Origin of the sequence: Planomicrobium stackebrandtii (genome assembly GCF_030814955.1) — a bacterium.
In the GTDB taxonomy this organism is placed as follows: domain Bacteria; phylum Bacillota; class Bacilli; order Bacillales_A; family Planococcaceae; genus Planococcus; species Planococcus stackebrandtii.
Genome location: NZ_JAUSWB010000006.1, coordinates 161,948 through 176,053 on the forward strand (window position 1 = coordinate 161,948; position 14,106 = coordinate 176,053).

Consider the following 14,106-nt stretch of genomic DNA (forward strand, 5'->3'; position numbering starts at 1 on the left):
TCATCTATTATGCCATAACAGCACAAAAATTAACCATTCTTTCAAAAACTTTATTTTACAGCAGCTGCGACTTTTTCTCTTGCAGCTGAATAGTTGCCGTCAAATCGTTCGACCGTTTCGTTTCTTAGCCAATACGTCACTGGAAACAGCTTATCCAGAAAATAACGATCGTGGGAAACTGCGATAATGGTTCCTGGAAATTCACTTAAGGCATCTTCCATCACTTCTTTTGCTTCCAGATCGAGATGATTCGTGGGCTCATCCAAAATCAGCAAATTGTGGTTTTGATGCATCAACTGAGCGAGTCGAAGCCTCATTCGCTCGCCTCCGCTCAGCTGCCGAACCGGCTCGAAAACCATATTTCCGAAGAATAGGAATTTAGCCAACATGGGCCGTGCATCATATTCTGAAACGGCAACCGCGTCACGGAATTCTTCAATAATGGTTCGATCATTGTCCATCTCCAACGTGTGCTGTGACAAATAACCGATCGACAAACCGCTGCCCATTTTCACTTCGCCTGCGTCAGCATGCCCTTGGCCCACCAGCATGTTGAGCAGGGTTGTTTTTCCTGATCCATTGGAGCCTACAATTGCCGCGCGTTCTCCATAGCGTATATGCATCGAAACATCATGGAATAAAATTCGGTCTCCAAACTCTTTCCAAATCCCGTCAAGAAAAACGACGTCTTTACCGCTGCGTCCATCTATTTTGAAATCCAGTGCCATCTGTTTTTTTGATAATACCGGACGGTCGAGAAGTTCGATGCGATTTAGGGCTTTTTCTATACTTTTCGCTTGTCGATGCATTCCTGCGTTCGGCGGATTGGCCCGGTTGGCCCACTCCTTCAGCCGTTTAATGGTTTCTTTCATCTTTTGAATTTTCTTTTGCTGATCTTGGTATTGCTGGAATTCAATCAGCAAGCGAGCTTCCCGCTCTTTGACATAGTTTGAATAATTGCCGGCATATTGAATCAAGCCCCCTTGGTCCAGCTCCCAAATATGAGTAACGGTTTCATCCAGAAAATAGCGGTCGTGGGAAACAAGGACGATCGTTCCTTTGTAATGGCTGATGAATGCACCTAACCATTCAATAGCTTCCAGATCCAAGTGGTTTGTCGGTTCATCCAGCAGCAACAAATCAGGTTTCTGCAAAAGCAGCTTTGCCAAGCCCACTTTTGTTTTTTCCCCTCCGCTCAGATGTCCCCATTGCTCAAATTTCAGTTGTTTGATTTTCAATCCATTCAGCACCTGGTCAATTTTCACTTCTATGTCGTAGCCGCCGCGCTGAATAAAATTATCCTGCAACGTCCCATAGCGCAGAAGCAGACGTTCCATCTCTTCTGAAGATGCCTTTTCCATTTTGTATTCCATCTCTGTCAGCTGCTGCTGGATAAGCGTCAGTTCTGAAAACACAGTGATCATCAGCTGCTCTACAGTCTGCTCTTCCTGTTCCACAGGCGACTGTTCCAGCAAGCCGATGCTGCAGTCTTTTTTCCATGTCACAACTCCCTCAGTGGGCTGTAAGGTTCCAGCCAAAACATTCAAAAGAGTCGTTTTCCCTTCTCCGTTTCTTCCGACAAGACCGATGCGCTGACCGTACATTACTTCCCCTTTTATTTGGTTGAATAGTTTTTGCGTCGCAAAATGGCACAGTATTTGTTGAAATTGGCTAATAATCATGTTCCTCTTCCTTTCCATTGAAGAGACGCATGCACAGCAAAAAAGGCACGCCAGGAGGCATGCCTTTGCTAAATCCGTTTGCAGGCAGATGTCTCTTACTGGTAATTTTCACTCGATGCAGTTGGCTGAAAAAGGACAGACTTGTCCCGTACAGCTGCTGCAGTGAAAGTGACGCCATGAAGAATGTATAGATATTCCTGACATTCTGTCATGCGCTTACCAGTTTGATTCATCTTACCCACCTCCTTCGTTTATTTCTTATATCATACATTTCCTGTTGTTTTCCGTCAATAATTTGACGGAATAATCTTTTTTATCTTCTTCTCTGCTTAAAAGTAGGTATAAATTCCTTAAAATCGGGAAACATTAAAGTAACAGCATTTCAGCAGAGAGGGGGGATCAGGAAATGTCCATGTATTCCAAGTTGGCTTTTGACAACGATACCCGAAAAGTAGAAAAGGCATTGAAAAAGTATGAAGACAAAAAGACTGAAGCCTTGGTGTTGCTAGCGGAAATTGACATGCTTGAAAAAATGGAAGATGTCCAGGACGCAGAGTTGTGGAGACGGCAATCAATGAAGGAAAAATTAGTGGCAGTAGAACGCCAGCGAAGAGGATTAAAAGAAACCATTACAAACTACGTAGAAAAGCACGGAGATCAGGACCTGCATCGCTATACGGAACTGCTGATGGAACTTGAAAATGACAAGGCAAAATAAACAAAAACAGGGATCCTAATGGATTCCTGTTTTTGTTTTAGCTTGTAGACAAAAGAATACTTATGTTTTTTAAAGAATAAACATGCAATTTATCGTAATTACGCGGGATCCTGCGCTCCAGGCGGACGCCTCTACGGACGAAGCGCTGAAGCTGAGCCAACGGAAATCGAAGTGGCCGGACTGGCTGATGTTATGCACCGCTATTCATTTTGTTTAGAATTTATCTATTCTTTTTCAGATGAATTTTTGCCAATCGACTGAAGGATATCCCCCATCCATCCCTTTCGTTTCAAATAAAGATACAGGACGAAGGTCGAACCAATAATTACAAGCAGCGCCCCAAGGTAACCGAACTGCCATTTCAATTCTGGCATTTTTTCAAAATTCATTCCCCAAAGGGCCCCCCATGCCATAATCGGTGTGAACAAAGTGGTGAGAACCGTTAAAGTTTTCATGATTTCGTTGCCTCGATAATTGGCCACTACGTTTTCGATATCAACCATGTTATTGACTTCGTCCTCGTAAGAATTGACAAGCATAACACAGCGTCCAATGCGGACAGCTGTCCGCTGGTATTCAGCTTCTTCCGTCACACTTTTTCCAAACGTTTCTTCAATCGCCATTTTGATTTCCTGGAACCCCATAATCAGGTGCTTCCATAAGAGAATCTCATGGCGTACATTTTCAATTTTCTCTAAAGTTTTCTTATTATTTTTCTCTTTGATTGCCCACAGCAAATCATGCAGGCGCTCTTCAAAACTATCAATTTTATGTAATATAGAAGCTACCATCTCGCCTAGGATGATCATCATCACTTCTACAGAAGAGGCTGCGCTTTCCATTTGGTGCAAAATTTCTTCTTTCTCCAAATCTGCATCTTTTTCGAAATCAATCTTATTCGTAACAAAGACTTCATGGGACAAATAGAAATGAAAAACCTCACGTGAACCTTCAGATGTGGCACTTTGCCGGTAAATCAAGGAGCCCCAAAGCGATTCTTTTCCATTCTCAATTGTATGTGTATGAAGGATATTCACTGCAGGATTTTTTGATTTGTCAATCCATCTGAGCATTTTTTCATTTTTGGGAAGGAATTTGCGGAAACTATAGTCTTCGACACCGTCCTCCTCATGCCAAACTGCATTTTCAAACGTATATTGCGGCATTATTTTGTCCCCTTTCGACCGTTCGGTGCGATGCAAAAAGCAAGCCAGTACTTGGCTTGCCCAGACTGTAGACAAAATCTAACCAAAATGAATAGTAGTGTATCATCCCAACCGGTCCGGCCACTTCGCTTTCCGTGGGCTCAGCTTCAGCCTCCTCGTCACTGCGTTCCTGCGGGGTCTTCAGCTCTCGCTGTGCCACAGGAGTCTCGTGGCCAGCCCGGTTGGGAGCATGCGGCTTTAATCAAATAGAGAAGCCTGTTCGCCAGTTTCTCCATGACGCTGATTTCGACAAGCCTGATAAATCACCTCACTCAAGGATCCGGAGCGCAAGGCGGCGACTCCTGCGGGATAGCGAAGTGCCGAAATCCACTCGGACCCAAGTCCGAGTTAGTTCGGCGCAAGCCCGCAGAAAGCGTCCGCCTGGAGCGCAGGATCCCGTATAAACAAGCTAAAATGAATATTCATTCTTTGAATTTTATAAATACTCTTTTGTCTACAAGCTCAGCAAGCCAGTACTTGGCTTGCCTACTCTTTTTGCTGTGTGTTGTCTCTGTATTTTTCATTCGAGTTTTCCTTGTATTCCAAATCCCTGTTCGGCATCGGATCCATATCCTTTTCAGGCGGCATATTCCGGCGCGGCTCAACTTCTGGAATCAGCTCTTCGCCTTCTTTGCTTTCACGGTCTTTCTTCATCCAAAACACCTCCTGGACTGCTGTTATACCGTAATTACCCGTTTTATTTTTTTATAATCCAAGGAAACGATTTTGCTTATTGAACGGCCAGTGATTCAATGAGCGCTGCATCATCCGGATACGCCATCTCCAATTCCCCGAGTTCAGAAATCGGCTTCCAGGCAACTGCCTCTATCCATTCATCGCCGTCTTGCAAAGTAATCTTCCCGCCTGTCACTTCCACTTTGAAATAAGTAACTTCAAAGGAAACTGCCGAGTCTTCGTACTGACCAGCTCTGATGTTCAACTTCTCTACGACCCGAACTGTCAAGCCAGTCTCTTCAAAGAACTCCCTCGTACAGCATTGTTCCACTGTTTCGCTGCCTTCAAGACCACCCGCTGGCACTGTCCACTTTTTTTCCTCACCGGGAACACCTTGCAATACCAATAACACTTCGTTTTTTTCGTTGACGCACACGCCTGCAGCGCCTTGCCAATTAGACATTTCCATGAGATCTCTCCTATAGCTTTTTCAATACAAGCAGTTTCCTTCTTTTTAGGCACTACACTGCCACCTCTTTTTACGTTACCACACATTTCAGCACACGGGACCGGCTTGTGCAAATAATTCAGAGCAAAACAAAACGGCTTGCCGAAGCAAGCCGTTTTACCGGGGGTCTTACTCTGCCTTTTTTCTTTGTTCCTGTTCCAAAACAATGCCATGAGTCGCATCCGGCAGGCCAAGATCTCCTGAGAAACCATTCGCTCTGTAGAAGGCATCCGCTGAAGAAGAGTCTGTCCGGACAACTAGTTCGCGGAAATGTCCATGTGCATCTTTTAGAATTTGCTGCAATAATTTCGTTCCGATTCCTTGCCGGCGGGCATTTGCAGAAATATAAAATCTTCGCAGCCTGCCAACGCCTTCTTTAGTGGAATAAGGGTCGCGGTTTAAACCGCCAATTGCCACTAGATGATTATGATGGTCCCATACGCCGTATAGCACTTCGCCTGTTTTACTAAATGTATTGCTTCCATCTTCGTACTGGTCGACGAGCCTTCTCAAAAAACGATAGCCCTCTGCTTCACTTTCTTCCACCAGCTTTGAAACATCTACTTGCTGTAAGTCCTGGATTTCTTTGATTTCTACTGCCATGTCGCATCCTCCTCATTATGGATAACCATTTCCACTTGCGGATTTCCTGCCATTAGCTTGCTCTTTCAGTGTATAGCAGTTGAGATTCGATTGCCAATAAATATCAGAATTTTCTTTCAACACAAACGCAAAACAGACTGCATGTCCTAAACTGCAGCCTGTTTTGTATATCAAACTGTATCTTCAATTGCCGATTTCCTATCTTCTGTTTTCTTGATGATGAAAATGCTCGCTTCATAGAGGCCCGCCATCGGAATAAGGACCAGCAGCTGGCTCAAAAAATCCGGTGGGGTGATCAATGCCGAAACAATAGCCAGCACCAGATAGGACCATTTTCTGACCTTCTTCATCGAAACAGACGTCAATACGCCAATAGACGATAAAAACAAAGCGATAATTGGCATTTCAAAAAGCAAGCCGAGGGGAACCGTTGTCATGATCAAAAAATGAATGTATTCATTCGCGGAAATCATTACATCAAAATTCGCCATTCCCATACCGATTAAAAACTGAAAGCTTAAAGGGTTGACGATAAAGTAACCAAAAGCAATTCCCAAAACAAACAGCAAAAACATGACCGGCGAATAAAGACCCAAAAAACGTGCTTCTTTTTCTTCCAGGCCGGGTTTCACAAATTGCCAGATGAAATGAATCAAAAATGGCAAAGACAATCCCAAGGCCAGTGTTGCAGATATGGACGTATAGAATTTGATGACCTCTAATGGCCCTAGAATAACCAGGTTGTTGCCTTTGACGATGTAGGGAAACCAAAAGTTTAAAGTCGAGAATACGACCAGCAGGAAGAACAGGAAAACAAGCGCACTTTTAATGAGCTGTTTCCGCAGTTCTCCTAAATGGTCAACTAAAGTTTCTACTTGTACGCCTGGTTCCTCTGCAGGCGGCTCTGGCTCTTCAATGGGGGGCTCCGGCACTTTTTCCGCAGGTTTTTCTGTCTGCACCGCTTTTTTACGCAAAGGACTTGTTAAGTTTCTGTCTCCATACGGATCCATCTAACCACCTTCATAGCTTCTCAGATTTTTTAAGATCCTTTTCTTCCACAGTATCTTTTTTCACGGTCTCGTCGTCATCATCGTCCATCAAGCCTTTAGTTGAACGCTTAAATTCCGAAAAAGTTTTTCCTACCGCTCCACCGATTTCCGGCAATTTTTTCGGTCCAAATATAATCAGGACAATGACCAATATGATAATCAAACCTGGTACACCAATTGAAGCTAATCCACCCATATTATTTTCCTCCTTTTTTAAACAAGCGATCCGCCTTCACGGCTGTAGCGAATTATTCCTTCTGCACAGCGGTAAGCCAGTGCCCCAACAGTGCCAGTCGGATTGTAGCCGCCGTTATGGGCAAAGTTCCCTGCTCCTATAACAAACAGATTCTCCGCATCCCAATGCTGCAGGAAGTTATTAACTACGCTGGTAGCTGGATCTGCCCCCATAATAGTCCCTCCCGTATTGTGGGTAGTTTGGTAAGGAACGATATCGTAATCAGAAATTGGACTTCCAGCTACCACTGTAGTTGCCCCCATTTCCTGCATGATTTCGCCGGCTCTTTCCGTAAGGTAACTGTGAAGCGCACGATCCTGATCAGTAAAATTGTAAGTCAATTGCAGCAACGGAACGCCATAAATATCTTTATAAGTGCTATCCAGCGACATATAGTTGTCTCTATGAGGCATGGAAGCTCCCTGTCCGCCAACATTTAAAGTTCTAGTGTAGTTTTCAATTGATGCTCGCTTAAAATCGGCTCCCCAGGAAGGGGTATCCGGTGGAATCGGATTGTGCAAGATTGGCCGCAAGCCGGTCTGGGTCATGGATAAACTGGCTCCGTGTATAAAGTCCAAATCCGCATGGTCGAAAGAATCTCCATTAAAGTCATCAACAGTCATTCCAAGAGCTCCAGCACCCATAAAGGTATTCATTTGTTCGTCGAAGAAACCGGACGCTCCGGGAAGAATCTGGTACGCGTAGTTTTTCCCAAGTGTTCCCTGACCCGTTTCCGGATCGTACTGCTCACCAATTTGGGACACCATCAACAGCTTGGCATTGTTCAGCATATAGCTTGTCAGAACAACAACATTTGCCGGCTGGATAAATTCCTCAAAAGTTTCTGTATCGTAATAGCGGACACCTGTGACACGATCGCCTTCTTTCATGACTTCAACCACATTGGCATTAAACTTGATTTCATAATTGCCTGTTTCTCTGGCAGTTGGAACGACGGTGATTTCCGGAGAGGTTTTCGCCCCATACTCACAACCAAAGCGTTCACAGAAGCCACAGTATTGGCACGCATTAATTTGCTGGCCATCCGGATTTTCGTATGCTTCAGACAAATTGGCAGATGGCATCATGAATGGCGACAGCCCTAAATTGGTGGCCGCTGTTTCAAAACGCTGTAAAAGCGGCGTCTTTTTCATTGGCGGAGTTGGATAAGGACTTGAACGCTGACCCCAAAACGGATTATTATCCTCACCGGAAATGCCAGCGGTTTTTTCAAACCGATCGAAATACGGTTCCAGTTCGTCGTATGTGATTCCCCAGTCCTGAATAGTATATTCAGGCGGCAGCTTGTTGGCGCCATATTTTTCATCCGTCATGGTTTTAATCTGAAAATCATAAGGAAGAAAACGCCAATTCTGGCCATTCCAATGCGTTCCCGATCCGCCCAATCCTTCACCCAATAAGAATGATCCCATTTGGCGCATCGGCAATGCCCGCTGCTGTCGACTATTACGGAAAGTAATCGTTTCTTTTGATAAGTCCTGCATCAATTCATAACGGATTGCATAGCGGTACTCATCGTGCACAATGCTAAAGTCTTCCGTTCCCCGTTCACGCCCGCGTTCCAGTCCCACCACGCTGAGCCCTTCTTTCGCACATTCGGCGGCGATGATTCCGCCCGTCCACCCGACACCTACAGTCACCACATCAACGCTGTCTAAAGTCGTTACCATCTAAATTCCCCCTTTTCAGTTAATGCTCCATGCCCAGAGACTGAGGTTCAATTTCCACAAAGTCTTCACTGTCGATTTCATTGATATAAGCAGCTTGGTGGCCTGGGAAACTTTTCATGCGCCAGCCGTCCATATTATGGTTGCCGCCGTAAATCGGATCTGCATAAGCGCCTTCAAGGGTTGCCTGCCTTAAAAGCCTGAAAAAGAACAGCGATGTTGTCCCCTTCATCTGGATCTCGTCTTCCTGGAAAGCTGTCAGAATTTCATCCATCTGTCCGCCGTCCAAATCAACAAAGTTTGCGTTAAAACGGCTTTGAGATTCCTGCTGCATTAACTGAATGCCCTGCCGGAACATCTCATTTCTCTTTAAGCGGCTTTGATAACCTTGAGTAGATTCCCCTTCATAAAAAGGTGCCTGCATATATTCTTTTGAATTTTCGCCATAACTGCCCGCCAGTTGCTGATCAATAAAATAAGCGACACCTAATCCAATGGCTCCCGGACCTAAATCATCCTCCGGAAAAATCCGTTCCGTGGCCTGATTCAGAATTTCAAATTCTGCGTTGTTTTTAAAGAAGGTCAGCCCTCTTACTCCTCCTGGTGCCCCCATCGACTCCTCAGGCGTGCCGGGTGCAGAAGTTGAACCCGCATTCTGCTGATTGGTATTGGCGCCGATCAACCCGCCGATAATTCCTCCGCCGATCAATGCACCCGTTGCAATACCTGAAGTTTTTAAAAAGTCGCGCCGCGAAAAGTTCTTTTCTTTTTTTGCCATTACGCTGTCCCCCTTATGATGATTAAAGTTTAGAATATTTCGAATATTAACTACTATACCCTTTCAAAAGATTCGTATTCATAAATTCACAGAAAATTATAACAAACTTTTCCAACCTAAAAAAAGGCAGTCCCCAAAAATTTCAGGACTGCCTTGAACTTAATTATGTATACAAAAAAGCCAAGGGAATGGACACCTCGGCTGTGTAGCATTATGGTATTAGTTTAAAACTTTGATCGTAACGTCTTTACGGCCCCATTGTAGAGCTGCATCTTGTGATGGAATGAATAGATCAATTTTGTTTCCTTTGATTGCGCCGCCAGTATCGCCAGCGATTGCTTCTCCGTAACCTTCAACCCAAACTTTAGAGCCTAGTGGAATTACTGAAGGATCAACTGCGATTACTTTTTGGTTTGGATTTGAACGAAGGTCAATTCCAGTTGCTGTAGTTCCTGAACATCCTGCACAGTATGCAGTATAAGCTGTTGCAGACACTGTCATGGTTTTACCAGATTGTGTTGAAGCTGCTGCAGGAGCTTTTTCTGCAGGAGCACTTGCTGGTGCTGGCGTTGGAGCTGGTGCCGCTGATTTTGCAGGTGCTGCTGGCGCTGCTGCAGTTTTAGCTGGTGCTTTTTCTGCTGTTGCAGTTCCGCCTTTGACAACCAATTGCTCACCCGGGAAAATAAGGTGTCCGGAAACGCCATTCCAGCTGATTAAGCTGTCCAATGAAATTCCGTGTGCACTAGCGATTTCGAATAATGTGTCGCCAGATTTTACTGTATATGTTGAGTTGTCCGCTTTCGTTTCTGATGCTGCTTGCCCATCAACTTTAAGTTCCTGGCTCGGCAAGATCAAGTCTGAGGATAAATTGTTTAATCCTTTTAAGCTTTCTACTGATACGTTCTTATCTTGTGAAATTCCCCAGAGAGTGTCTCCTGATTGAACTGTATACGATGATGAAGCACTAGCTGACGTAGCTGCTCCCACACTTAACGCTGCGATAGCAGTTAGTGTAACGATTTGCTTTTTCATAAATTGAAATTCCTCCTTTTCACTAACAGGAATGATCATAACACCTCGACATTTCAGGAACATGACAGAATGGCAGATAGAACATAACAATTTCGTGACACAATTGTTCACTTTATTACAAGCTGTAATAAAACTGATAATTTGCAGCGAAGTCTTATAATTCCGAACCTTAATTTAAATGCCTGAAGGCAAATGAGCCGAATTGGATAGAACCAACTTTTTTCCATTATTGCTGCTCCAGCAAAAAAACCGTGCAGCTATTCAACAGTTTTGATTTGCCGGCAAATAAAATCATTGCTCCAACTTCTTAAACAAGAAATTGTGCTTAGACAGTTTATCCCCTATATATGAGGGAATATTAAAAAGTTGTTTATAGAAAATGAAAGGAGGAAGTCACTTGAAAAATATCACTTCGGTTTTTTGGATCTCATTAATAATTTGCATTGGCCTGGTTGCTTGGGGACTGGCTTCACCTCAAGGCTTCCAGACACAGACAGGCGAATTGACAGCAGCCATCTCCAGTACATTTGGCTGGTATTATCTTCTGACAGTCTTTCTAATTCTGATTTTCTGCGTGTACTTAATATTCTCAAGATTTGCTAATTTGAAGTTAGGAAAGCCTGGAGACAAACCTGAATTTTCTCTCGTATCGTGGTTTGCCATGCTATTTAGTGCAGGCATGGGGATGGGGTTGGTTTTTTGGACAACAGCCGAACCAATTTCACACGCATTCATCAGTTCTCCAAACGCTGAACTGGGGTCAGATCAGGCAATTCAGGAAGCAATGCAATTCTCTTTTTTCCACTGGGGACTGCATGCATGGGCCGTATACGGAATCGTTGCACTCGTTTTGGCTTACTTTAAGTTTCACAACGACGCCCCAGGTTTAATCAGTGCAACGCTGATTCCTTTATTCGGCAAAAAACTGATGGCCGGACCACTTGGAAAACTGATAGATACGCTGGCGGTCTTCGCAACAGTAATCGGCGTCGCTTCAACGCTTGGATTCGGATCTGCTCAAATGAATGAAGGGATTTCCTTTTTATTCGGCACACCGAATACATTTGCTTTCCAAATGCTGATACTTGCTGTTGCAACAGTCCTTTTCATTGCCTCTGCCTCTTCCGGGATCGGACGCGGCATCAAGTACTTGAGTAATATCAATATGGTTCTTGCTTTTGTTCTGCTTTTGCTCTTATTGATTGTTGGACCAACACTTTATATTTTCAACTCGTTTGCTGATGCCATCGGCGGCTACATGAACAACTTCTTCTCCATGAGCTTTAACCTTGAGCCAATTAATGAAGAGCGGCGGGCATGGGTAGATGGCTGGACAGTATTTTACTGGGCATGGTGGATTTCATGGGCACCGTTTGTCGGCATTTTCATCGCCCGCATTTCCCGCGGACGGACAGTTAAAGAATTTATGCTCGGTGTACTGTTGGTGCCTTCACTGGTATGCTTCATCTTTTTCGCGGTATTTGGGGTTTCTGCATTAAACCTTGAACAAAACAATATCGCCAAAATTTCCGAATACAGTTTAGAAACAGCAACATTCGGGGTGTTGCAATATTATCCACTCGGTACTTTACTTTCTATTATTACGTTGTTTGTCATCGCGATTTTCTTTATCACTTCCGCCGATTCGGCTACGTTCGTACTCGGCATGCAAACAACTGGCGGCATGTTGAATCCGCCGAACTTGGTCAAGATCACTTGGGGGCTTATCCAGTCGGCTGTTGCTGCCATCGTCATTTATACTGGCGGCACGCAGGGACTGCAAAATGCCCTGATCATTGCAGCCCTGCCTTTTTCGGTCGTTATCATTTTAATGGGCGTCTCCTTTCTCAAGGCGGCTTCTCATGATCCATTAGCCAAAAAGAATAAAAGGCATTAAAAAAATAAGAGCCGGCACATAAAAATGTGCCGGCTCTTATTTTTTGTTATTTAAAAACGCTGGTACTGTGCAGAGGCTGCACTTTAGATTTTGGATCCAGATAGGATTTCGCGTTATTAATGGCAGTCGGCGCTTCACCGAAGCCTACGGCAATCAGCTTGACTTTGCCTTCATATGTGGCAATATCCCCTGCTGCATAAATACCGGGAATGCTCGTTTCCATCTTGGAATTGACGATGACCGAGTTTTTATCCATCTCGAGTCCCCACTCTTTAATGGCGCCTAGTGAAGTGATATTGCCATAGTTGACGATAACGTGATCTACATCAAGGCGCTCTTCGTTTCCTTCTTTGTCAATCAACACTAGCTCGTTGACCTCACCGTTTTCACCAACCAGCTCTTTAACGCCATATGGCTTTTTCACTTCTACTTTTGATTCCATTAAAGTATCAATGTTGGCTTCGTGAGCCGTCATTTTGTCTCTGCGGTGGCTCAAAGTCACATGGGATGCTACATTTTCAAGCATCATCGCCCAGTCAACTGCTGAATCCCCGCCGCCTAAAACGACGACTTTTTTATCGCTGAAAAGAGTCAGATCTTTCACACCATAGTGAAGTGTTTTGCCTTCGAACACTTCGCATCCTTCAACTGCAAGTTTGCGGGGCTGGAATGCACCAACGCCGGCAGTCAGCAAAATCGCTTTCGTGTAGTGGAGACCTTTATCTGTCTGAATCACAAAGTGGTCCTCGTGGCGCTCTGCGGCTGTAACGGTTTCTTCCAGACAAATTTCGGGATCTCCGTATTTCGCCTGCTGGACCAGGTTATCCACCAGGTCTTTCGCTAACACTTTTGGAAATCCACCTACATCGTAAATGAACTTATCCGGATACAGCTCAGTCAGCTGACCGCCAAGCTGCGGAAGGCTGTCCAAAATCTTTACTTTCATTTTGCGCATACCGCCGTAAAAGGAAGCAAACAGGCCAGTTGGCCCGCCGCCGATAATTGTAATATCAAAAACTTCGCGTTCTTCCATTTATAACACTCCTAATCTAATCAATATCTATATCCTATCATATTTACCCCGTATTCACGCCATTGGACTTATGGCGGAAATTCAAAAAATAAAAGTTTGAATTATCCGTCTTTTATCCTTAAACTGAAGAATGGATAGACTAGAGAGGATGAGGACAATGGATTTAGGAATCAAAGAAAAAGTCGTAGTAGTTATGGCATCAAGCAAAGGTTTAGGCAAAGCGACGGCCCTCGAATTTGCCAAGGAAGGCGCAACCGTCATCATCTCAAGCCGCAGCCAGCAATCACTTGATGCAACTGCCGCCGAAATAAAAGAAGCTTCTGGAAACCAGCAAGTGTTCTCCCATGTTTGCGACGTCTCCAAAGAACAGGACATACAGGAAATTTTTCAATTTGTCGTCAATCAATTTGGTCGAATTGACGTATTGATTAATAACACGGGCGGTCCGAAAGCGGGCGGATTTGACGCAGTGGAAGATGCCGACTGGTACAAGGCGTTTGATCAAAATCTGCTGAGCTACATCCGAACTTCGCGCACAGTGCTCCCTTATATGAAGAAACAGCAATTCGGACGCATCATTAATATTTCTTCTTCTTCGACAAAAGAAGTAATTGACGGCCTGATCTTGTCCAATACTTTCCGGGCAGGAATGGTGGGCTTTTCGAAGACGCTGGCACGTGAAGTCGCAAAAGACAATATTCTGGTCAACACGGTCGGACCTGGCCGGTTTGGCACAGACCGGGTAGCAGAACTGGATCAGATTGCAGCAGACAAACAAGGCGTTCCGATTGAGCAGATTATCCAAAAAAGCAAAGCCAATATTCCAGCCGGCCGCTATGGTGATCCCGAAGAATTCGCTAAAGTTGTCGTTTTTCTCGCTTCTGCGGCCAATTCCTATTTGACAGGACAGTCACTGGTCATAGAAGGCGGTTCATTAAAAGCACTGTAATGTGCCAAATCATTATACAGCCAACCCAAAAATCGATATACTGGAAAATGAACC

15 protein-coding genes are annotated in these 14,106 nt (G+C 44.5%); 3 read left to right on the forward strand and 12 right to left on the reverse strand.

All coding sequences use genetic code 11. The annotated features are described in order from the left end of the window. Positions 1-50: 50 nt before the first annotated feature. Together abc-f and QOZ98_RS12535 are read right to left on the reverse strand one after the other, a co-directional pair. The gene (gene abc-f / locus QOZ98_RS12530) at positions 51-1,682 is read right to left on the reverse strand and encodes a ribosomal protection-like ABC-F family protein (protein ID WP_308787765.1); all 1,632 of its coding nucleotides are present in this window, start codon (positions 1,680-1,682) and stop codon (positions 51-53) included. A gap of 95 nt (positions 1,683-1,777) precedes the next feature. After that, a complete protein-coding gene (locus tag QOZ98_RS12535) occupies positions 1,778-1,915 on the reverse strand; it encodes a hypothetical protein (protein WP_185960016.1) in 138 nt (45 codons plus the stop codon). A gap of 173 nt (positions 1,916-2,088) precedes the next feature. Here QOZ98_RS12535 and QOZ98_RS12540 point away from each other — a divergent pair, with 173 nt between their 5' ends. Then, positions 2,089-2,400, forward strand: a complete 312-nt coding sequence (locus QOZ98_RS12540) for a hypothetical protein (protein ID WP_308787766.1) — start codon at positions 2,089-2,091, stop codon at positions 2,398-2,400. 224 nt (positions 2,401-2,624) lie between these two features. On the opposite strand, the gene QOZ98_RS12545 is transcribed toward QOZ98_RS12540, so the two are convergent. The 9 genes from QOZ98_RS12545 to QOZ98_RS12585 all read right to left on the reverse strand — a co-directional run bounded on the left by QOZ98_RS12545 (position 2,625) and on the right by QOZ98_RS12585 (position 10,173). Then, complete coding sequence (locus tag QOZ98_RS12545) at positions 2,625-3,566, reverse strand: magnesium transporter CorA family protein (RefSeq protein WP_308787767.1); 942 nt, start codon at positions 3,564-3,566, stop codon at positions 2,625-2,627. Positions 3,567-4,091: 525 nt separating this feature from the next. After that, a complete protein-coding gene (locus tag QOZ98_RS12550; protein WP_308787768.1) occupies positions 4,092-4,259 on the reverse strand; it encodes a hypothetical protein in 168 nt (55 codons plus the stop codon). A gap of 76 nt (positions 4,260-4,335) precedes the next feature. Further along, entirely contained in the window at positions 4,336-4,743 is a 408-nt protein-coding gene (locus QOZ98_RS12555; RefSeq protein ID WP_308787930.1) for an NUDIX hydrolase, read from the reverse strand. Positions 4,744-4,917: 174 nt separating this feature from the next. After that, positions 4,918-5,391: a GNAT family N-acetyltransferase gene (locus QOZ98_RS12560; protein ID WP_308787769.1), complete on the reverse strand. Its 474-nt coding sequence runs from the start codon at positions 5,389-5,391 to the stop codon at positions 4,918-4,920. A gap of 170 nt (positions 5,392-5,561) precedes the next feature. Further along, positions 5,562-6,401 carry a twin-arginine translocase subunit TatC gene (gene tatC / locus QOZ98_RS12565; protein ID WP_308787770.1) on the reverse strand — a complete coding sequence of 280 codons (840 nt, stop codon included), beginning with the start codon at positions 6,399-6,401 and terminating at the stop codon, positions 5,562-5,564. 10 nt (positions 6,402-6,411) lie between these two features. After that, complete coding sequence (gene tatA, locus QOZ98_RS12570) at positions 6,412-6,636, reverse strand: twin-arginine translocase TatA/TatE family subunit (protein ID WP_308787771.1); 225 nt, start codon at positions 6,634-6,636, stop codon at positions 6,412-6,414. 17 nt (positions 6,637-6,653) lie between these two features. Further along, positions 6,654-8,366 carry a GMC family oxidoreductase gene (locus tag QOZ98_RS12575; protein ID WP_308787772.1) on the reverse strand — a complete coding sequence of 571 codons (1,713 nt, stop codon included), beginning with the start codon at positions 8,364-8,366 and terminating at the stop codon, positions 6,654-6,656. Between the two features lie 19 nt (positions 8,367-8,385). Further along, on the reverse strand, positions 8,386-9,141 hold the full coding sequence (locus QOZ98_RS12580; RefSeq protein WP_308787773.1) for a gluconate 2-dehydrogenase subunit 3 family protein: 756 nt from the start codon (positions 9,139-9,141) through the stop codon (positions 8,386-8,388). 219 nt (positions 9,142-9,360) lie between these two features. Further along, complete coding sequence (locus tag QOZ98_RS12585) at positions 9,361-10,173, reverse strand: LysM peptidoglycan-binding domain-containing protein (protein ID WP_308787774.1); 813 nt, start codon at positions 10,171-10,173, stop codon at positions 9,361-9,363. Positions 10,174-10,570: 397 nt separating this feature from the next. Between QOZ98_RS12585 and QOZ98_RS12590 the strand changes: the two genes are divergently transcribed. Beyond that, positions 10,571-12,070 carry a BCCT family transporter gene (locus QOZ98_RS12590; RefSeq protein ID WP_308787775.1) on the forward strand — a complete coding sequence of 500 codons (1,500 nt, stop codon included), beginning with the start codon at positions 10,571-10,573 and terminating at the stop codon, positions 12,068-12,070. 46 nt (positions 12,071-12,116) lie between these two features. Here QOZ98_RS12590 and QOZ98_RS12595 read toward each other — a convergent pair whose 3' ends face one another. After that, positions 12,117-13,103, reverse strand: a complete 987-nt coding sequence (locus QOZ98_RS12595) for an NAD(P)/FAD-dependent oxidoreductase (RefSeq protein WP_308787776.1) — start codon at positions 13,101-13,103, stop codon at positions 12,117-12,119. Between the two features lie 157 nt (positions 13,104-13,260). Between QOZ98_RS12595 and QOZ98_RS12600 the strand changes: the two genes are divergently transcribed. Further along, the gene (locus QOZ98_RS12600; RefSeq protein ID WP_308787777.1) at positions 13,261-14,052 is read left to right on the forward strand and encodes an SDR family oxidoreductase; all 792 of its coding nucleotides are present in this window, start codon (positions 13,261-13,263) and stop codon (positions 14,050-14,052) included. Positions 14,053-14,106: the final 54 nt, after the last annotated feature.

Bases quoted from the DNA above. Each gene is read 5' to 3' on its own strand.
- abc-f (WP_308787765.1), bottom strand. From the start codon at position 1,682: ATGATTATTAGCCAATTTCAACAAATACTGTGCCATTTTGCGACGCAA.
- QOZ98_RS12535 (WP_185960016.1), bottom strand. From the start codon at position 1,915: ATGAATCAAACTGGTAAGCGCATGACAGAATGTCAGGAATATCTATAC.
- QOZ98_RS12540 (WP_308787766.1), top strand. From the start codon at position 2,089: ATGTCCATGTATTCCAAGTTGGCTTTTGACAACGATACCCGAAAAGTA.
- QOZ98_RS12545 (WP_308787767.1), bottom strand. From the start codon at position 3,566: ATGCCGCAATATACGTTTGAAAATGCAGTTTGGCATGAGGAGGACGGT.
- QOZ98_RS12550 (WP_308787768.1), bottom strand. From the start codon at position 4,259: ATGAAGAAAGACCGTGAAAGCAAAGAAGGCGAAGAGCTGATTCCAGAA.
- QOZ98_RS12555 (WP_308787930.1), bottom strand. From the start codon at position 4,743: ATGTCTAATTGGCAAGGCGCTGCAGGCGTGTGCGTCAACGAAAAAAAC.
- QOZ98_RS12560 (WP_308787769.1), bottom strand. From the start codon at position 5,391: ATGGCAGTAGAAATCAAAGAAATCCAGGACTTACAGCAAGTAGATGTT.
- tatC (WP_308787770.1), bottom strand. From the start codon at position 6,401: ATGGATCCGTATGGAGACAGAAACTTAACAAGTCCTTTGCGTAAAAAA.
- tatA (WP_308787771.1), bottom strand. From the start codon at position 6,636: ATGGGTGGATTAGCTTCAATTGGTGTACCAGGTTTGATTATCATATTG.
- QOZ98_RS12575 (WP_308787772.1), bottom strand. From the start codon at position 8,366: ATGGTAACGACTTTAGACAGCGTTGATGTGGTGACTGTAGGTGTCGGG.
- QOZ98_RS12580 (WP_308787773.1), bottom strand. From the start codon at position 9,141: ATGGCAAAAAAAGAAAAGAACTTTTCGCGGCGCGACTTTTTAAAAACT.
- QOZ98_RS12585 (WP_308787774.1), bottom strand. From the start codon at position 10,173: ATGAAAAAGCAAATCGTTACACTAACTGCTATCGCAGCGTTAAGTGTG.
- QOZ98_RS12595 (WP_308787776.1), bottom strand. From the start codon at position 13,103: ATGGAAGAACGCGAAGTTTTTGATATTACAATTATCGGCGGCGGGCCA.
- QOZ98_RS12600 (WP_308787777.1), top strand. From the start codon at position 13,261: ATGGATTTAGGAATCAAAGAAAAAGTCGTAGTAGTTATGGCATCAAGC.